The organism is Aeromicrobium piscarium, from assembly GCF_007421815.1.
Taxonomy (GTDB): domain Bacteria; phylum Actinomycetota; class Actinomycetes; order Propionibacteriales; family Nocardioidaceae; genus Aeromicrobium; species Aeromicrobium piscarium.
Map to the genome: position 1 here is coordinate 94,171 of NZ_VLNT01000003.1, position 18,602 is coordinate 112,772.

Genomic DNA, 18,602 nt, shown 5'->3' on the forward strand with positions numbered 1-18,602 from the left:
CTTGTTTCTCGGTGGTCGAGTGCGACCGAGGGACGAGGGAGCGTATCGAGACCACATCCCGGGGTGATTTCGCTCCGTGACGGCTACGCCTCTGTTGTCACGGCTCCAGCGCCGCTCGTTCCACCCCGCAAGCGGAAGGTGCCCCCAGCGGCTACTCAATCATCGAGATGCCCTGACTACTGCAGCAACCTCTAAGCTGGCGATGTGACCGTCCGACGTATCCAGGGCAGCGAGGTCGAGTACGGCATCGCTGTGCAAGGCCAGCCCCAGGCCAACCCGATGATCGCGGCGACCCACGTCGTGAACGCCTACGCGGCGGCGCACGGCCTGACCCGTCGCGCGCAGTGGGACTACGAGGAGGAGAGCCCACTGCGCGACGCCCGCGGCTTCGATCTCTCCCGGGAGGCCGCGGACCCCTCGCAGCTGACCGACGAGGATCTCGGTCTAGCCAATATCATCCTCACCAACGGTGCCCGGCTCTACGTGGACCACGCCCATCCGGAGTACTCGAGTCCCGAGGTCACCACACCCCTCGATGTCGTGCGGTGGGAGCGCGCCGGCGAACACGTCATGCGCCGCGGCGCTGAGCTGGCGGCGCAGATCTCCGGTGTCGCGCCGATCGTGCTGTACAAGAACAATATCGACAACAAGGGTGCCTCCTACGGCTCGCACGAGAACTACCTCATGCGCCGCGATGTCCCATTCGTCCAGATCATCCGGCATCTCACGCCGTTCTTCGCCTCCCGGGCGATCATCTGCGGCTCCGGCAGGGTCGGCCAGCAGCAGGACGGCTCGGTGCACGCCTTCCAGCTCAGCCAGCGAGCCGACTACCTCGAGGAGCAGGTCGGGCTGGAGACCACCTTGAAGCGCCCGATCATCAACACGCGCGACGAGCCCCACGCCGACCCCAAGAAGTACCGCCGGCTGCACGTGATCGTGGGCGACGCCAATCTGGCCGATGTCTCGATCTTCCTCAAACACGGCACCACCTCGCTCGTGCTGGCGATGATCGAGGACGAGTTCCTGATCGACGAGGAGGTCGAGCTGGCCGATCCGGTCGCCGCGGTACACGCCATCTCACATGATCCGACGCTGCGCGCCACCGTCGAGCTCGCCGACGGTCGCCGGCTGACGGCCCTGGACCTGCAGTGGTTCTACCTGGAGAAGGCTCGTGCCTATGTCGACAAACTGGGCGATGACGATCCCGAGCCCGAGCAGACCATCGCCGTGCTGGATCGCTGGGAGAGCGTCCTGACGCGGCTCGGACGAGACCCCTTCGAGTGCTCGCGCGAGATCGACTGGGTCGCCAAGCTCTCGTTGCTCGAGCAGTACCGCGAACGTGACGGCCTGGACTGGGATCACGCCAAGTTGCACCTCGTGGACCTGCAGTACCACGACATCCGCCTCGACAAGGGGCTGTTCTACCGTCTCGACCGCGCCGGACGCATCGATCGCCTCGTGGACGATGCGACGATCGAGGCGGCGGTGACGGCTCCGCCTCGCGACACGCGCGCCTACTTCCGTGGGCGTTGCCTCGAGAGATTCAGCTCGTCGGTGGCGGCGGCATCATGGGATTCGGTGATCTTCGACCTGCCCGGTCACGACTCGCTGCAACGCGTCCCGATGATGGAGCCGCTACGGGGAACAGCCGAGCACGTCGAGGCGTTGTTCGAACAGAGCCGGGATGCCGGCGAGCTGTTCAGCGCCATCACCGGAGGGTGACGGCTCGGGCCGCTGCGAGGACGCTGCGGTCTCGGGGGAGATTGGACTAAGGTGACGATATGGCCGAGCACCAGCACAAGAGCACGCGTAAGAGCGCCGAGGAGACCGACGAGGTCACCGAGTCGACCGTGAATGCCGAGCGCAAGGAGAAGCTCGACGACGATGTCGATTCCATCCTCGATGAGATCGACGACGTGCTGGAGGAGAACGCCGAGGAGTTCGTGCGCAGCTTCGTCCAGAAGGGTGGCGAATGAGCGAGCGCAGCGGCCGATTGGACGGTGCCTTCGGCGCGGTCGGTAGTTCCTCGTTCACGGAGTTCCTGACGAGCCACTCGCCGCAGCTCCTGCCCGGAGCTCAGGGAGTGTCGGCGGGTCAGCTCGAGGCCGCCCACGGCACCACCATCGTCGCGGCGACCTTCGAGGGAGGCGTCGTCATGGGCGGCGACCGGCGCGCGACCATGGGCAATGTGATCGCTCAGCGTGATATCCAGAAGGTCTTCGCCACCGACGAGTACTCGTGCGTCGGCATCGCCGGTACCGCCGGGATAGCCGTGGAGATGACCCGTCTCTTCCAAGTGGAGCTCGAACACTACGAGAAGATCGAGGGGACGACCCTCTCGACTGACGGCAAGGCGAACCGTCTCGCGGCGCTCATCCGCGGCAATCTGGGCATGGCGATGCAGGGACTAGCCGTCGTGCCACTGTTCGCCGCCTTCGATCTGGAGCGCGAGGGCGGCCGGATCTTCGCCTTCGACGTGACGGGTAACAAGAACGAGGAGCGCACCTTCCACTCGGTGGGCTCGGGCTCGACCTTCGCGCGCGGATCGCTGAAGAAGCTGTACCGGCCGGGCATGTCCGAGTCCGAGGCCGTCACGGCGGTCATCCAAGCTCTGTACGACGCCGCCGATGACGACACCGCCACCGGCGGTCCCGACCTGACGCGCCGGATCTTCCCGCTGATCTCGGTGATCACCGCCGACGGCTACCGTGCCTGGGACGAGGCGGCCACCGCACGGATCGCCGACGAGGTGATCGGCGGGCGGATGCACCGTCCCGACGGCCCCGCCGCTCCGTTGACCGAGGGAGGGGAGTCGCGATGACAGCGCCGTTCTATGTCTCGCCCGAGCAACTGATGAAGGATCGGGCGGATTTCGCCCGCAAGGGGATCGCCCGCGGGCGATCCGTGGTGGTCATCCGCTATGTCGACGGCATCGTGCTCGTCGCGGAGAACCCGTCGCGTGCGCTGCACAAGGTCAGCGAGATCTACGACCGCATCGGCTTCGCCGCGGTCGGGCGCTACAACGAGTTCGAGAACCTGCGCATCGCCGGCGTCCGCCTGGCCGATATCCGCGGTTACTCCTACGATCGCCGCGATGTCACCGGCCGCAGCCTCGCGAATGCCTATGCCCAGACACTCGGCACGATCTTCTCCTCCGGGGCGGAGAAGCCCTATGAGGTCGAGATCTTCGTCGCCGAGGTGGGCGACGACGCCACCGAGGACCAGATCTACCGACTCACCTATGACGGCTCTGTGGCCGATGTCCAGGGATTCGGCGTCATGGGCGGCCAGAGTGAGAATGTCGAGGCCTATCTGCGGGAGAACTACGCCGCCGACCAGGACCTCACGACGACCCTGCGGCTGGCGGCGACCGCCCTCGGCCAGGACGGCAACGGCGGACGGCAGATCCCGGCACAGGATCTCGAGGTCGCGGTCCTGGACCGTACCCGCACCCAGCCGCGAAAGTTCAAGCGACTCGCCGACCGCCAGGTGGCCGAAGCACTGACCTGATCGCCCACGCTCGCCGAGGCGTGGTGAGGTCGCATGCTTGCGTTACCCGCCTCGGGCTCCGCCCTCCATCAGTCGGTCGCTGAGCGGCCTCCTTGGCGGGCGGGTGTCTCGTTCGCCAGTGAAGGCGCTCTGCGCCTGAGCGTGAGGGGTCCGAGGAACGAGGACCCCGAGGCGTGGTGAGCTCGCGGGCTTGCGTTACCCGCCTCGGGCTCCGCCTTCCGTCGCGGCTACGGCCCTTCAGCGATGGCTCCATTAGTCGGTCGCTGAGCGACCTCCTTGGCGGCTACTGCTCAATTTGCCACAGCGTGCTGTCGTCCTCGACGCGGGTGCCCGGACCAGAACGGACGAGTTGACGCTTCTTTCCGTGGGTCCAGCCGTGGATGCGCTTCTCGCGGGCGTAGGCGTCGGTGATGCGCTCGTACTCCTCGTAATAGACGAGTCGTACCGGTTGGCGGCGCCGCGTATAGGCGGCACCCTCACCGGATTGGTGCTGTCTTAGGCGCGCGCGGACATCCCAAGTGGAGCCGGTATAGAAGGTGCCGTCCGCGCAGGTGAGAACGTAGGTGAAAGGCATTTCCCCATCGTCGCGGATTCAGGTGACACGCCGCGGGGTCTTTCCACAGGCGGACGATTCCCCGCTCGCCAGCGAAGGCGCTTAGCGCCTGAGCGTGAGGGGTCCGAGGGACGAGGACCCCGAGGCGTGGTGAGGTCGCGGGCTTGCGTTACCCGCCTCGGGCTCCGCCTTCCGTCGCGGCCGCGCCCCTTCTGCGATGGCTCCATTAGTCGGTCGCTGAGCGACCTCCTTGGCGGACCAGGCTTGGTGAGTGGCGGGCGGGGTGCCGGCTGGTCACTATGATGCCCATGTGATCTGGCGGTCGGTGGCATGTCTCGTGCTCTCGGCCCTCGTCGGCTGGCTCGTGGCGGGCCAGGTCTCCTCGGTGCTGGATCTGCGGGTCGAGGACGGCTCGGCGATCCGAGAGGATCCCTCGGTCGCGGAGGCCGTCGATCCCGTCGAGGCACCCGCGATCGTCTCCATCTCGATCGATGACGATCCCGCCGTCGTCGAGGCCGCTGAGGTGCTCGGGGACGCGTTGCGCTCGCGTCAGCGCCCGGCCCCGCGCTGGGTGTCGATCGCCGACGAGCCGATGCTGACGGTCGAGGTCGACGCGGACACCGAGGGAGACGGCGAGGAGAGCTCGCGGCTCGTTCCCGTCGACGGAGGACGCTGGATCCTGCGTGCGTCGTCGGCGCGTGGTGCCGCGCAGGGACTGGTGGCCCTCGCCGACCGAATCCGGTCCGGGCGCGAGCCCTGGGTCACTGAGGCGATCGCACCGGACCTACCGACCCGCATGGTCGACTTCGGTGCCGTGGGTGTCCGGGCCCGCGAGTCGCAATGGCGCGGCGGCGACGACTACGGCCATGCGAGTCGTGCCTTCGAGGACGTCATCCTCGCGGAGGCTCCGTACATCGACACCGAGGCGCTGGAACGCCATCGCCCGGCCTTCGAGCGCTTCGTGCGCCAGTCGGTGGCGAACGGCTACAACGCGATGGCGGTTCCGGGGTTCTTGGAGTACGTGCGCTTCGACGACATCGCGGACGCCTCGGACCGCACGCATCGGGCTCGGGCGATGGCGATGCGCGAGGCCTTCGGCCCCTGGTGGGAGTACGCGAGCGACCGCGGCCTGGACGTCTACCTGCGCACCGACATGCTCGCGCTCAATGATCCTCTGGAACGCTACCTGCGGGGGCGCTTCGGCGGACTCGAGACGAGTCTGCCGGCCTTCTGGGACACCTATGGGACGGCCTTCGAGGAGGTCTATGCCGCGATGCCTCAGCTGGCCGGCACCGTCGTGCGGATCGGCGAGGCCGGTGACGTCTACGACGTCGCGGGGCGCGACGAGCGCTCGGCGCTGGCGGTCACGTCGGTGGCGCAGACCCGCGCGATGTTGTCAGGGCTGCTCGACGCCCATGAGCGGGCTGGACGTGAGCTGGTGTTCCGGACCTGGAGCGTCGGGGTGGGTGAGGTGGGCGCGCTGCACACCGATCCGGAGCTCTACCGGAGGGTGTTCGAGGGCATCGACAGCGATCGCCTGATCGTCTCGACGAAGTACAGCGACGGCGACTTCTACAGTCACCTTCCGCTCAACGCCACGCTGGGGGAGACCGGTCAACGCCGCATCGTCGAGTTCCAGAGCCGCCGGGAGTACGAGGGCATGGGTGTGCTCGCCAATGACCTCACTGCCCTCCACGGCGCCGCGCTGAAGGAGGCCGTCGCGGCCAATGACGGGATCGAGGGGGTCTGGACCTGGACCCAGGACGGTGGGCCGTGGCGCGCCGGGCCCATGGCCCTGTACCTTGAGCGCGGCTGGTGGCCGCTGTACGACCTCAACACCTATGGCATCGGTCGCTGGGCGCGTGATCTGGACGCCGAGCCCGGCGATATCAGCGGCGACTGGATCCGCTCCGCCGTCTCCCGGATCCCCTCGACCCAGGAGGCCGTCGCCGGCGCCCTGGGCGTGTCACGGAGCGCGATCCTCGATGGCCTGTACATCGGGGCCTTCGCCGAGAAGCAGGTCTACGCCCTCGGTCTGCTTCCACCGCCGATGATGTGGATCTTCGAGTGGGACGTCCTCGCCGGCGACACCGCCACCTGGTCGGTGATCGGCACGGTGGTCGGCGACGAGGTGGGCGAGTCCGTGCAGGAGGGCCGCGACGCGGTCGCGACCGCGCGCACGATGCTCCGCCAGGTGCGCGGCACCCCGGCGAGCAGCTGGAACGACCAGACGAGCCAGGCGAATGCGACCGAGACCCTCGAATACGAGGTCTCGTTGCTGGAGATGCTCAGCTGGTTCCGCTCGACTGCTCTGCACCACGCAGCCTGGGTGCGCACCGGTGACGAGGCCCATGCCGTCGCGGCGGACCGAGCTCGCGAGCGGTACCGCGAGGCCCGTGACGCGCATGCGGAGACCTACGGCGATCGGGTCGACCTCCCCGCCTACAACACCGTCGCCGCCGATGCGGCGATGAACCGGCAGGAACGCGATCAGCTCATCGCGACCGCAGCATCGGTGTTGCTGGGCTTGGTGGTCGGGTGGCTGTTGCTCGGTGCGGTCGCTGCGCTCACCGGTCTGCGAGCCGGGGTGTTCGCGCTCGCTCGATGGCACTGGAGCGGCCTCGTCCGGCCGTGGGCCGTACGCCCGGACCGATCGGCGCTGGCGCTCGGGGTCCTGCCGGGTCTCGTAGTGATCGCGACGGAGGCGATGTGGGGGTGGGGCCGGGCACCCGTGCACGGGGCGACGGTCGCGGCCTGCTGGGGGATCGGGCTCATGATGCTGTGCCTCGTCACCTCGCGACGCTCGCGGCGGCGTTGGGCGGCGGCCCTCGGCGGAGTCTCGCTCGTGCACAGCGCCCTCGTGCTGTACGCGCTCAGTGGGCACGGTCCCTCCGGCTACTGGGCCGCCGCGTGGACCGATGAGGGTGCCCGGACGGCGTACCTGATCGCGACGACCGTGCTCGCCGGATGGGGGTCGGCCGCCGTCGCGATGGCGGCACGACGGCGAGGGGCTGTGCTGCTCAGCCTCGGCACGGTACTGCTCGGGCTCGGCGGCGCCCTGGCCGTGGCGGGCCTGGATACGGTGCTGCGCACGTGGAGCGATGAGCTCGGCATCCTGCCTTGGACTCTCGCCCGCACGTTGGGGATCTCGACCCATCTGGGTATCCCGGCCTGGGTCGTGTGGGTGCCCCTCGCCGTCGGCGGACTGGTCGTCATCGCGGGTCTCGCCCGCCTCCGTTCCCCTCGGCGCTCGTCGACCGGCGCATCGATCGGCTCCTGACCCGCGGCGGTGGATTATCCCGCACAGCAACGGGCGAAGTGCGGGATGGCTCACCGCCCAGGTCTGACGTGCGTGATGACGCACCGCCCGCAGCAGTTCGCCTCCCGGCCGGCCTGGGAGACGCGCACTAGGGTGAGTCCATGGAGCGGCGAATCTTCGGTATCGAGAACGAGTACGGCGTGACGTGCTCGTTCCACGGCCAGCGTCGGCTGTCGCCTGACGAGGTCGCGCGGTATCTGTTCCGGCGCGTGGTCTCCTGGGGGCGCAGCAGCAATGTCTTCCTGCGCAATGGGGCTCGGCTGTACCTGGATGTCGGCTCCCACCCGGAGTACGCGACGCCCGAGTGCGATGACGTCACAGAGCTGGTCACGCACGACCGCGCCGGCGAGCGCATCCTCGAGGGGCTCATGCTCGACGCGCAGGAACGTCTCCGCGAGGACGGCGTCGAGGGCGACATCTACCTGTTCAAGAACAACACCGACTCGGCGGGCAACTCCTACGGATGCCACGAGAACTACCTCGTGGGTCGCGGAGGAGAGTTCACCCGGCTGGCCGATGTCCTCATCCCTTTCCTCGTCTCGCGTCAGATCATCTGCGGCGCCGGCAAAGTCCAGCAGACGCCCCGCGGCACGGTCTACTCGGTCAGTCAGCGGGCCGAGCACATCTGGGAAGGCGTCTCCAGCGCCACCACGCGGTCGCGTCCGATCATCAACACGCGCGACGAGCCGCACGCGGATGCGGAGCGCTTCCGCCGCCTGCACGTGATCGTCGGGGACTCCAATATGAGCGAGACCACCACACTGCTCAAGGTGGGCACGACCGATCTGGTCCTGCGGATGATCGAGGCCGGAGTCGTCATGCGCGACCTCACCTTGGAGAACCCGATCCGGGCCATCCGCGAGATCTCGCACGACATGACCGGTCGCCGCACGGTCCAACTGGCCAACGGCCGGGAGCTGTCGGCCCTCGAACTGCAGAACGAGTACTTCTCCAAGGCGGCCGACTTCATCGATCGCGAGGGCATGCGCACCCCCACCACGGACCGGATTCTCGACCTGTGGGAGCGCACCCTGAAGGCGGTCGAGTCAGGCGATCTGTCGCTGGTCGACCGCGAGATCGACTGGGTCATCAAGTACCGGTTGCTGGAGCGCTACCGCGAGCAGCGGGGGCTGGCGTGGAGCGATCCGCGGGTCGCCCAGCTCGACCTCGCCTACCACGACATCCGCCGTGATCGGGGCGTCTTCTCGCTGCTGGAACGACGTGGAGCCGTCGCACGCGTCACCGACGATCTGTCGGTCTTCCGTGCCAAGAGCATCCCTCCGCAGACCACTCGAGCACGCCTGCGTGGCGAGTTCATCACGCGGGCGCAGGAACGCCGCCGGGACTTCACCGTCGACTGGGTGCATCTGAAGCTCAACGATCAGGCGCAGCGCACGGTGCTCTGCAAGGACCCGTTCCGTGCCACGGACGATCGCGTGCAGCGGCTCATCGACAGCATGTGAACCCGATCAGGTGCCGCCTGCCGGTTGGGCGGCGCGGGCTAGGGTAGTGCTCGGCCCGCAGCTACCCCGATGCGAAGGATCCCCACGTGCGCAAGTCTCTCGGTGTTCTGACGACGCTGATCGCTCTGCTGGCTGTCTCGGCGTGCGGGGGAGGATCCGGTTCCTCCCTGGACGATGTCGAGGTGTCCGGTGACGACACTCCGTCGCTCGAGGTTCCCGAGGACTTCTCGGTGGCCGAAACCACGAGCGAGGTCGTCGACGCGGGAGACGGCGAGGACATCGCCGAGGGTGACACCGTCAAGGTCAACTACATCGCGGTCAACGGCCGCACCGGCTCGGAGTTCGACAACTCCTTCGCCAACGAACGTCCGATGGTGCTGACCCTCAACGAGACCGCGCTGCCCGGCTTCACCAAGGGCCTGGAGGACCAGAAGGTCGGCTCCCGCGTCCTCATCGCCGTCACCGGGGAGGACGGCGCCTCGTTGCTGCAGGACCCCACCAATATCGGACTGGAGGAGACCGACACGATGGTCTTCCTCTTCGATGTCCTCAGCAAGGTGCCCGAGTCGGCCGAGGGAGCGGAGCAGGAGCTCGCGCCTCAGAGCCCGACGGTGGAGTACGACGATGACGACCATCCCTCCGGCGTCGCGCAAGGCGAAGGCCCGCAGGCCTTCGACGGCAAGGCTGTCTCCGAGGTGCTCATCGAGGGCGAGGGAGATGAGGTCGCCTCGGGCCAGACCGTCGTGGTCCACTATGTCGGCTCGAAGTACCCCAGCGGCGAGGTCTTCGACGGTTCCTGGGAGCGCGGTGCGCCGAGCACCTTCCCGATCGGGCAGGGTCAGGTCATCCCCTGCTGGGACGAGACCCTCGTCGGTGCCAAGGTCGGCAGCCGCCTGCTGTTGGAGTGCCCGGTCGACACCGCCTACGGCGAGGACGCCGCCGCGCAGGGTCGTCCCGACGGCGATCTGGCCTTCGTGGTCGACGTCCTCGACGCCTTCTGACATCCTCGGGCACATGGCGCAGCGGAAGACCGAGAGGCTCATGAACCTCTTCTTCCTGCTGCTCGCGTCCAACCAGTACCTCACCAAGGATCAGATCCGGGGCGCCATCTCGGAGTATCGCGAGGCGAGCCCCAGCGCGTTCGAGCGCAAGTTCGAGCGCGACAAGGAGGAGCTGCGCGAACTCGGCATCGTCATCGAGACGGGCAACCGGGACGCCTATTTCGACGATGAGCCCGGATACCGGATCCGTCGCGACGACGCCGAGCTGCCCGATATCTCCTTCACCCGCGAGGAGGCTGCCGTCGTCGGTCTCGCCGCGCAGGTGTGGGACCGTGCGAGCCTCGCGAGCGAGTCGGCGACCGCGATCACCAAGCTTCGCTCGATCGGCGTCGACGTGGCCACCGATCAGCTGCGGATGGTCGAGCCGCGGTTGTCCACACACGAGCCGGCCTTCGACGCCGTGCTCGAGGCAGCGACCCGGCGTCAGCCGATCGCCTTCGAGTACCGCAAGCCGGACGGCCAGCAGGCGCGGCGCGAGGTCGAGCCCTGGGGCATGATCTCGGTGCGTGACCGCTGGTACGTCCTCGGCTTCGATCGCGACCGCGACGCGCCCCGCGTCTTCCGGCTCTCACGGATCCACGGCGAGGTCGAGACGCTGGAGGAGCCCGGTGCGGTCGAGGTGCCCGCGGGGATCGACCTGCGCGAGCTCGCAGGCGCCCTACTGCCCCCGGAGCCCACGGAGGCGGCGGTGCTCCGGATCCGCCGCGGGCGCGCCAACAGCCTGCGCCGTGAAGCCCGGGAGATCACCGGCGTCGACGACGAGTGGGACGTCCTCCGCGTGCCCTATGCGTCCACCCGGGTGCTCGCGAGCGAGGTCGCCTCGTTCGGGCCCGATGTCGTCGTCCTCGAACCCGCCGAGCTGCGCGATGCCGTCATCGGCCTGTTCCGAGCGGCGGTGAGCGGCGCATGACCACCTCGGTCCAGCGTGTGCAGCGCATGCTCGCGATGGTGCCCTATCTGCAGAGCAATGCGGGCATTCCCGTCACCGAGGTGGCGGACGCCTTCGGTGTGAGCGTCGCCCAGGTGACCAAGGATCTGTCCCTGCTCATGATGACCGGAGTGGGGGAGTACCACGGCGATCTGATCGACATCGACGTCGGCGCCTTGGAGGAGGACGGGGTCGTGTTCCTGCGCGATGCCGACTTCATGACCCGTCCGCTCGCCTTCAGCGCCCGCGAGGCGTCCGCGCTGATCGTCGCGCTACGTACGCTGCGAGACACCGCGACCGGAGATCAGCTGCCGGCCGTCGACGGGGCCCTCGCCAAGCTGGAGGGCGAGGTGGGGGCGCTCGCGCCCGTGGACGTACGCCTGCCGCCCGTCGATTCCCGGATCAAGGACACCGTCCTGTCCGCGCACGCGCACGGACATCGTCTGCACATCGTGTACGCGACCGAATCGCGGGATCGGACGACCTCGCGCGATGTCGATCCGCACAAGGTGTTCACGACGCGCGGTCAGCTCTATGTCAGCGGGTGGTGTCATCTGGCCGAGGACACCCGGACCTTCCGGCTCGACCGCATCACCGAGGCGACCGAGCTCGATACCCCGGTCGCGATCCGTCCGAGCGAGGCCTCCGCCACGGTCGAGGCCGTGTTCGTGCCCGGTCCGGAGACACCCCATGCCGTGTTGGAGCTCTCGCCGGAGGCACGCTGGCTCATCGACGAGTACGGTGCCGAGGTGATCGAGGAGAGGCCCGACGGGAGCGCTCGGATACGGCTGTACGGGACCGATCTGGCCTGGCTGCGTCGCCTGGTGCTGCGGCATGCGACCACGGTGCGCGTGATCGAGCCGACGTCGCTGCGCGAAGACGTGTCCGCCCAGGCTCGCGCCGCGCTCGACGCGTACACTGGGATAGTCATCGACTGAGGAGCATCATGTTCAGGCAAATCGGACCTACCGAGATCCTGGTGATCTTGGGCATCGTGGTTCTGCTGTTCGGCGGGCGCAAGCTGCCCGAACTGGCCCGGGGCTCCGGACGGGCGCTGCGGATCTTCAAGTCCGAGGTGAAGGCAGGCCAGGACGAGGACGAGAATCGTCTCGAATCCTCGGCGCGCGAGGAGCAGCCGCCGGTCGCGGAGCAGCGTCCGCAGACCGTCGATCCGGCCGAGGTGACGCGCGACCGCACTGACCCGAACTGACGGTGCTCGGACGCCGCGACCGCCCGTCGAGGAAACCTCGTGCGGCGGCGAGTTCAGGCGGCCAGATGCCGCTCATGGAGCATCTGCGCGAGCTCCGCAGCCGACTCACCCGAGCACTGCTGTGCATCCTTCTCGGGGTGATCGTCGCCTGGTTGCTCTATACCCCCATCCTCGACATCCTCACCCAGCCGATCGAGCGCGCGCGGCCGGCGCTGGAGGAGCAGGGCATCTCGACGATCCTCAATATGGGCGGCGTGGGCGGAGCGTTCCAGTTCCAGCTCAAGACCTCGTTGATCGTCGGTCTGATCATCTCCAGCCCGTTGTGGATGTGGCAGATCTGGGGCTTCGTCTTGCCTGCGCTGCACCGCCACGAGAAGATCTGGGCGGTCGTCCTGACGGGCCTCGGTGCCCCGCTGTTCATCGGCGGCGCGGCGGCGGCCTATTGGGTGCTGCCCACGGCCGTGGAGCTGTTGATCGGCTTCGTGCCGCAGGGCTGGGAGAACATCATCTCCGGCAGCGAGTATCTGAGCTTCATCCTGCGGATCATGCTCGTCTTCGGTGTGGCGGCGCAGATCCCGCTGATCGTGGTGCTGCTCAACCGGATCGGAGCGGTCTCAGCGCGGCAGCTGGCCCGAGCGCGGCCGTGGACGATCGTCGGCATCTTCATCTTCTCGGCCGTCGCGACGCCGACGGTCGATCCGCTCACGATGCTCTTCCTCGCGGTGCCGATGACCGTGCTCTACCTGATCTCGGAAACCATCGCGTGGGTCACGGACCGGCGGCGCGCGCGGCGTCGCACCGATGAGGCCGATGACGATCAGGCCTCGGCGATCGAGGACGCGTCCGATATCGACCAGCCCGACCCGCTCGATTCTTAAAGCCTGCTGGCGGAGCCTCCTCGTCCGGATCGGCTCTCCCCGTAGGCTGGAGTCATGACGTCGTCCCCGGCCGAGCGATTCGCCCAGGCGAGGGCGGATCGCCGCTATCCCGAACTGGCCCGTTTCCGCGATCTCTACAGCTTCGGGCTCGACGATTTCCAGGTCTCCGCGTGCCAGCAGGTCGAGGACGGGCACGGCGTGCTCGTGGCCGCGCCGACCGGATCGGGCAAGACCATCGTCGGCGAGTTCGCTGTGCATCTGGCCCTGGCCACCGGCCGCAAGTGCTTCTACACCACGCCGATCAAGGCGCTGTCGAATCAGAAGTTCCACGACCTGCAGGACCGTTACGGTGCTGACAGCGTGGGGCTGCTGACCGGCGACAACACCGTCAACGGTGAGGCTCCGATCGTCGTGATGACCACCGAGGTCCTGCGAAATATGATCTACGCCGGCTCGCGCACGCTCGACGGCCTGGGCTTCGTGGTCATGGACGAGGTCCACTACCTGGCGGATCGCTTCCGCGGTGCCGTCTGGGAAGAAGTCATCATCGGCCTCGCCGACTCGGTCGCGGTGATCTCCCTGTCGGCGACGGTCTCGAATGCCGAGGAGTTCGGCGCCTGGCTGACCGAGGTCCGTGGAGATACGGTCACGATCGTCGAGGAGCGGCGTCCCGTACCGCTCTACCAGCACGTCATGGCGGGCCGCCGCCTCCATCCGCTCTTCGAGGAGGACGGCCAGAAGGTCAACCACGTCCTCGAGCGGATGGCGCGTGAGGACTGGCAACTGTCTCGGGCGCGCAAGGGCGGGCGGCCCGGCAAGGGTCAGCGTCGCCCCCGTACCCGCTATCGCACACCCGACCGCGTCGACATCGTGGAGAAGCTCGACGCCGAGGGGCTGCTGCCGGCCATCTGCTTCATCTTCAGCCGCGCCGGGTGCGCGGCGGCGGTGGAGCAGTGTCTCCATGCCCGGCTGATCCTCACCACCGACGAGGAGCGCTCGGAGATCTATCGCACGGTGGACGCGGCCATCACGCATCTGCCCGATGAGGATCTGCAGGTACTCGGCGTCCATGACTTCCGTGAGGCGCTCGGGAGAGGCATCGCCGCGCACCACGCCGGGATGCTCCCGACCTTCAAGGAGATCGTCGAGGACCTCTTCAGCAGGGGCCTCATCCGGATCGTGTTCGCCACGGAGACCCTCGCTCTCGGCATCAACATGCCCGCGCGATCGGTCGTCATCGAGCGGCTCAGCAAGTGGAACGGCGAGACGCATGTCGATCTGACGCCGGGGGAGTACACCCAGCTGACGGGACGCGCGGGACGCCGGGGCATCGACATCGAGGGGCACGGCGTGGTGCTGTGGCAGCCAGGCTTCGATCCGCGGCATGTCGCGGGCCTCGCCTCGACGCGCACCTATCCGCTCGTGTCGTCCTTCCATCCCTCGTACAACATGGCGGTGAACCTGGTGCACCAGGTCGGGCGGGAGCATGCCCGCTCGCTGCTGGAGCAGTCCTTCGCACAGTTCCAGGCCGACCGCGCCGTCGTCGGACTGAGCAAGCAGGTGCAGAAGGCCGACGAGGCCATCGAGGGCTATCGCGAGGCGGCCGCCTGCGATCGCGGCGACTTCGGCGAGTACATGGAGCTGCGCCGCCAGCTCAAGGAGGTCGAGCAGCACGGCTCCAAGGCGCGCAAGGCGCAGCGACGTGCCGAGGTGGTCGCTTCGCTCCGCCAGCTCAAGACCGGCGACATCATCGATGTCCCGGCGGGACGCTGGGCCGGGGTGGCGGTGGTGCTCGATCCGGGCACCGGAGGAGGCGAGGACGGCCCGCGCCCGTATGTGCTGACGGCCGACCGGCATGCGCGACGCCTGGCGCTCGTCGACTTCCCGACGCCGGTTCAGGCGCGGGGAACCATGCGCGTGCCGAAGTCCTTCAACGCGCGGCAGGCGCAGTCGCGACGTGATCTGGCCTCGACGCTCCGGCAACGGGCCGAGAAGACCGAGCATCTGCGCTCGGCATCCCCGACTCGCGGAGGGGCCCCGGGCGAGGATCCGCGGATCCCCGAGCTGCGCGCGAAGCTGCGCGCTCACCCCTGCCACGACTGCCCGGATCGCGAGTCCCACGCACGCTGGGCCGAGCGCTATCTCAAGCTCGAACGGGACACCGCCTCCCAACGCCGCCGCGTCGAGCGGCAGACCAATTCGGTGGCCCGCCAGTTCGACCGCGTCTGCGAGGTCCTCGACGATCTCGGGTATCTCGCCGGCGACGAGGTCACCCCCGCCGGCCAGCGGCTGCAGCGCATCTACAGCGATGTGGACCTCGTCGTCGCTGAGGGGATCCGGTCGGGTGCCTTCGACGGCCTGGACAGCGGCGAGCTGGCGGCGGTCGTCAGCACCCTGACTTTCGAGTCGCGTATCGACGATGCTCCCGCGCCTGTGCTGCCCACCGGCGCGACCGTGGACGCGGTGCAGCGGCTGCAGGCGCTGACCGACGAGCTGATGCAGGTCGAACGCGAGCACCGAGTGCAGTTCCTGCGCCCGCTCGACGCGGGCTTCGCGCAGGCGGTGTGGTCGTGGTCGAAGGGCTCCTCGCTGGACCTGGTCCTGCGCGACACGCAGATGGCGGCGGGGGACTTCGTCCGCGCGATGAAGCAGCTCCTCGATCTGATGGGCCAGGTCGCCGATGCGGCCGGCCCGGGAACCCTGCGCGAGACGGCCCGAGACGCCTTGGCCGACCTACGTCGCGGAGTCGTCGCCTACAGCAGCCTGATGACCTGAGCCGATGGTCTCGCGGACCCGACCCTCGGTGGTCGAGCAGTGGAGGTCGCTCCACGACCGGACCACGTCGCGGAGGGTGATTTCGCTACGCGACCACCGGACCCGACCCTCGGCGGTCGAGTAGTGGAGGTCGCTCCGCGACCGAAGCGTATCGAGACCACGTTACGGAAGGTGATTTCGATACGCGACCAGCTCGCGAAACTCGCGGTCACTACTCAACCACCGGACCCTGCCCCTCGGTGGTCGAGGAGCCACAGGTCGCTTCCGTCGCGGCGATGCCCTTACTGCGATGGCTCCGCGCGATCGTGGCGTGGCGAGACCACGGCGCGGAGGGCAGCGACGGCTCGGTCGGCGGAGCCGCCGAGGCCCCAGGTCTGGGCGAATGTGGTGAACTCGGCGGCCTGCTCCTCGCTGAACACCGGCAGCGCCGCTGGGGGAGCGAGGGCGAGATCATCGCGCACGCGTACGACGCGCACGGCGCTGGCGATGTAGTCGGACGACTCCAGCAGCGATCGCCGCGGGCGAGGCTTGATGGAGCTGGTCTCGTCGGCGGCCGCGGCGGCGATCGTCTCGAGGTCGCCGAACTCGCCCAAGAGCACGGCGGCCGTCTTGTCGCCGATGCCCGCCACACCGGGCAGGCCGTCGGAGGCGTCACCGCGCATCACCGCGAAGTCCACGTACTGGTGCGGCTCGATCCCGTACTTGTCGCGAACCCACGCGGCATCCACCACATCGTGCTTGCCGACGCCCCGCGCCGTATAGAGCACCCGAACGCCGCGCGAGTCGTCGACGACCTGGAACAGGTCGCGATCCCCGGTGACGACCTCGACCGGGCCGTCCCACCGATGGACCAGCGTGCCGATGACATCGTCGGCCTCGGCCTCGGCGGCGCCCACCACGGGTATGCCGAGCAACCCGAGAGCCTCGGCGATGAGCGGAACCTGGGGTGAGAGCGCATCGGGCGTCTCCTCCTCGACGTCGACGCCGCTCGTCTCCTCCTCGACCCGGTGCGCCTTGTACGAGGGCAGGAGATCGACCCGCCACTGCGGACGCCAGTCGTCGTCCCAGCACGCGACGATCGCCTCGGGCTCGTACTGCGTCGCGAGGGTGGCGACGAAATCGAGAAGGCCCCGGACGGCGTTGACCGGGGTACCGTCCGGGGCCTTCAGCGAGTCCGGTATGCCGTAGAAGGCACGGAAGTACAGACTCGCGGTGTCCAACAGGATCAATCGACCGGTCATGCTGGTCGATCTTAGTGGTCCGTCAGCGGACGGCGAGACCTCCCTTGTAGTCGAAGTCCGGCGTGGTGAGCTGCTGGGAGTACGGCGCCCGGCTCATGTCCGGATACAGCGGCTGACCGAGTCCGAGCTGTGCGACTCCCCAGGCGGCCGCGTCGCCGAGCTCGTGAAGGGCATTGGTGTTGATCGCCGTCATGTCATCGCACAGCTGGTGGTAGCAGGAATCGTAGATCTCACCGGCCGTTCCGCCGTAGATCTGCGCCTCCTGCTCGGTCTTCATGCCGTCGGCGCCGCTGAAGACACCGCCCGCCGGGATGCCCGCTGCGATGAACGGTCCGTAGTCGGAGCGGCCGTCGAACTCCGTGGGCTCCCACGCCAGGCCCTGCCGCTCGAAGAAGCCGGCGAAGATGTCGCGGATCTCGCCTGATCCGGGAGGACCCGCGGGGCCTCCCGCTGAGCCGTCGCCGTCGTAGAGGAAGCGCACGTAGTTCTCAGATCCGATCATGTCGAAGTTGAGATTGGCGTAGATGGAGCCGAGCTCATCGGGCGACAGGCTGGCCACATAATGTTCCGAGCCCAGCAATCCGAGCTCCTCGGCACCCCACCACGCGAAGCGCACGGGCCGCTCGAGCCGGTCGGCGACGCCCGTGCGGCTGAGCTGCAGGGCGATCTCCAGGATGCCGGCGCTGCCGGAGCCGTTGTCGTTGATGCCGGGCCCCTCGGTCACGCTATCGAGGTGGGCACCGACCACGATCGCCTCGTCCTCGCGGACCTGCGGCGGCTTCTTCGGGCCCTTGCCCTTGCCGGGGCCCTTCGCGTGCTGGTGGCGCGCGGGGAGCTCGGCGATGAGATTGAAGGTCTCGCGATCGGGATCGGACTCGACCTCGGTCGTGACGGTCACGGTGACCGCGCCCTCGGCCAGAGCGACACCGTCGTCATAGGAGATGCCGACGACGGGCACGTCCTGGGGCGCGCCGAGGGTCCCGGTCGCGATATCCGTGCGACCGGGGTTGCCCTCGTTCATGACGATGACGGCGTCGTATCCGGCGGCGACGGCGTTCTCGACCTTCACGGCGAAATCACAGGTGCCGCGTTGCACGAGCGCGATCGCCGGATCCTCCGGCGCGGCGTCGAAATCGGATGCCTCGCATCCGGAGGTGCTACTCGGCTCGGGTGTGGCCGGGATGACGATGTCATTGGTCGGCACCACCGCACCGGTCACGTCACCCCCGCCGGAGTAGGTGAAGGTGTGGTGCTCGATGTCGCCGGCGTCGGTACGAAGGACCGACGGAGCGAGCTCCTGGAAGAACGGGAAGGTGAAGGTCTGTCGCTCGACCTGATAGCCGGCGCGCCGCAGCTGCGTCTCGATGTAGTCGGCCGACGCCTCATGTCCGGGAAGACCCGAGGCCCGGTTCCCGTCATGCGCATTGGCGATGACCTGGAACTGACGCAGGTGCCGCAAGATGCCGTTGACGGTGACGCCGTCGACGACCTTCTGGGCCTGGGCGGCACGGTCATCGGGCTTGGGCGGTTTGGCGGTAGCGGGTTGGGCGGCGACGAGGCCGCCGGCGAGGGCTGCCGCGGCGGCAGCACACAGAAGACGTTTCATGGATCCCCCCGAATCCGTCGATGAACGATTTCGCCCCACCATAAGCAGAGACCCACCG

The 18,602-nt window shown here is 68.2% G+C and carries 15 protein-coding genes; 12 read left to right on the forward strand and 3 right to left on the reverse strand.

The window, feature by feature from the left end:
• Positions 1-204 precede the first annotated feature (204 nt).
• From dop to prcA, 4 genes are read left to right on the forward strand one after another with little or no spacing between them, the layout of a single operon-like run.
• A complete protein-coding gene (gene dop, locus FNM00_RS05480) occupies positions 205-1,722 on the forward strand; it encodes a depupylase/deamidase Dop (protein ID WP_143912236.1) in 1,518 nt (505 codons plus the stop codon).
• A gap of 59 nt (positions 1,723-1,781) precedes the next feature.
• On the forward strand, positions 1,782-1,976 hold the full coding sequence (locus FNM00_RS05485; RefSeq protein ID WP_143912238.1) for a ubiquitin-like protein Pup: 195 nt from the start codon (positions 1,782-1,784) through the stop codon (positions 1,974-1,976).
• Positions 1,973-2,821, forward strand: a complete 849-nt coding sequence (gene prcB, locus FNM00_RS05490; protein WP_143912239.1) for a proteasome subunit beta — start codon at positions 1,973-1,975, stop codon at positions 2,819-2,821. Before FNM00_RS05485 ends, prcB begins: the two co-directional genes overlap by 4 nt.
• Positions 2,818-3,510 (forward strand): proteasome subunit alpha, encoded by a 693-nt coding sequence (prcA, locus tag FNM00_RS05495; RefSeq protein WP_143912241.1) that lies wholly within the window; start codon positions 2,818-2,820, stop codon positions 3,508-3,510. The genes prcB and prcA overlap by 4 nt, the downstream gene beginning before the upstream one ends.
• A gap of 283 nt (positions 3,511-3,793) precedes the next feature.
• Here the strand turns inward: prcA and FNM00_RS05500 are convergent, their stop codons facing one another.
• Positions 3,794-4,084: a GIY-YIG nuclease family protein gene (locus FNM00_RS05500; protein ID WP_143912243.1), complete on the reverse strand. Its 291-nt coding sequence runs from the start codon at positions 4,082-4,084 to the stop codon at positions 3,794-3,796.
• Between the two features lie 289 nt (positions 4,085-4,373).
• Here FNM00_RS05500 and FNM00_RS05505 point away from each other — a divergent pair, with 289 nt between their 5' ends.
• The 8 genes from FNM00_RS05505 to FNM00_RS05540 all read left to right on the forward strand — a co-directional run bounded on the left by FNM00_RS05505 (position 4,374) and on the right by FNM00_RS05540 (position 15,697).
• Entirely contained in the window at positions 4,374-7,343 is a 2,970-nt protein-coding gene (locus tag FNM00_RS05505) for a hypothetical protein (RefSeq protein ID WP_143912244.1), read from the forward strand.
• Between the two features lie 140 nt (positions 7,344-7,483).
• Positions 7,484-8,845, forward strand: coding sequence for a Pup--protein ligase (gene pafA, locus FNM00_RS05510; protein WP_143912246.1), 1,362 nt, complete (start codon positions 7,484-7,486; stop codon positions 8,843-8,845).
• Positions 8,846-8,931: 86 nt separating this feature from the next.
• On the forward strand, positions 8,932-9,846 hold the full coding sequence (locus FNM00_RS05515; protein WP_143912248.1) for an FKBP-type peptidyl-prolyl cis-trans isomerase: 915 nt from the start codon (positions 8,932-8,934) through the stop codon (positions 9,844-9,846).
• Between the two features lie 13 nt (positions 9,847-9,859).
• Complete coding sequence (locus FNM00_RS05520; protein WP_143912250.1) at positions 9,860-10,816, forward strand: helix-turn-helix transcriptional regulator; 957 nt, start codon at positions 9,860-9,862, stop codon at positions 10,814-10,816.
• Positions 10,813-11,772, forward strand: a complete 960-nt coding sequence (locus FNM00_RS05525) for a helix-turn-helix transcriptional regulator (RefSeq protein WP_143912252.1) — start codon at positions 10,813-10,815, stop codon at positions 11,770-11,772. The genes FNM00_RS05520 and FNM00_RS05525 overlap by 4 nt, the downstream gene beginning before the upstream one ends.
• Before the next feature lie 8 nt (positions 11,773-11,780).
• On the forward strand, positions 11,781-12,044 hold the full coding sequence (locus tag FNM00_RS05530) for a Sec-independent protein translocase subunit TatA (RefSeq protein WP_143912254.1): 264 nt from the start codon (positions 11,781-11,783) through the stop codon (positions 12,042-12,044).
• Between the two features lie 65 nt (positions 12,045-12,109).
• Complete coding sequence (tatC, locus tag FNM00_RS05535; RefSeq protein WP_143912255.1) at positions 12,110-12,922, forward strand: twin-arginine translocase subunit TatC; 813 nt, start codon at positions 12,110-12,112, stop codon at positions 12,920-12,922.
• A 54-nt stretch (positions 12,923-12,976) separates the two neighbouring features.
• The gene (locus tag FNM00_RS05540) at positions 12,977-15,697 is read left to right on the forward strand and encodes a DEAD/DEAH box helicase (protein WP_143912258.1); all 2,721 of its coding nucleotides are present in this window, start codon (positions 12,977-12,979) and stop codon (positions 15,695-15,697) included.
• Positions 15,698-15,978: 281 nt separating this feature from the next.
• Here FNM00_RS05540 and FNM00_RS05545 read toward each other — a convergent pair whose 3' ends face one another.
• Positions 15,979-16,938, reverse strand: coding sequence for a 5'-3' exonuclease (locus FNM00_RS05545; RefSeq protein WP_185972992.1), 960 nt, complete (start codon positions 16,936-16,938; stop codon positions 15,979-15,981).
• Between the two features lie 22 nt (positions 16,939-16,960).
• Positions 16,961-18,544, reverse strand: a complete 1,584-nt coding sequence (locus tag FNM00_RS05550; RefSeq protein ID WP_143912260.1) for a M28 family peptidase — start codon at positions 18,542-18,544, stop codon at positions 16,961-16,963.
• Positions 18,545-18,602 lie beyond the last annotated feature (58 nt).

Bases quoted from the DNA above. Each gene is read 5' to 3' on its own strand.
- FNM00_RS05485 (WP_143912238.1), top strand. From the start codon at position 1,782: ATGGCCGAGCACCAGCACAAGAGCACGCGTAAGAGCGCCGAGGAGACC.
- prcB (WP_143912239.1), top strand. From the start codon at position 1,973: ATGAGCGAGCGCAGCGGCCGATTGGACGGTGCCTTCGGCGCGGTCGGT.
- prcA (WP_143912241.1), top strand. From the start codon at position 2,818: ATGACAGCGCCGTTCTATGTCTCGCCCGAGCAACTGATGAAGGATCGG.
- FNM00_RS05500 (WP_143912243.1), bottom strand. From the start codon at position 4,084: ATGCCTTTCACCTACGTTCTCACCTGCGCGGACGGCACCTTCTATACC.
- pafA (WP_143912246.1), top strand. From the start codon at position 7,484: ATGGAGCGGCGAATCTTCGGTATCGAGAACGAGTACGGCGTGACGTGC.
- FNM00_RS05520 (WP_143912250.1), top strand. From the start codon at position 9,860: ATGGCGCAGCGGAAGACCGAGAGGCTCATGAACCTCTTCTTCCTGCTG.
- FNM00_RS05525 (WP_143912252.1), top strand. From the start codon at position 10,813: ATGACCACCTCGGTCCAGCGTGTGCAGCGCATGCTCGCGATGGTGCCC.
- FNM00_RS05530 (WP_143912254.1), top strand. From the start codon at position 11,781: ATGTTCAGGCAAATCGGACCTACCGAGATCCTGGTGATCTTGGGCATC.
- tatC (WP_143912255.1), top strand. From the start codon at position 12,110: ATGCCGCTCATGGAGCATCTGCGCGAGCTCCGCAGCCGACTCACCCGA.
- FNM00_RS05540 (WP_143912258.1), top strand. From the start codon at position 12,977: ATGACGTCGTCCCCGGCCGAGCGATTCGCCCAGGCGAGGGCGGATCGC.
- FNM00_RS05545 (WP_185972992.1), bottom strand. From the start codon at position 16,938: ATGACCGGTCGATTGATCCTGTTGGACACCGCGAGTCTGTACTTCCGT.
- FNM00_RS05550 (WP_143912260.1), bottom strand. From the start codon at position 18,544: ATGAAACGTCTTCTGTGTGCTGCCGCCGCGGCAGCCCTCGCCGGCGGC.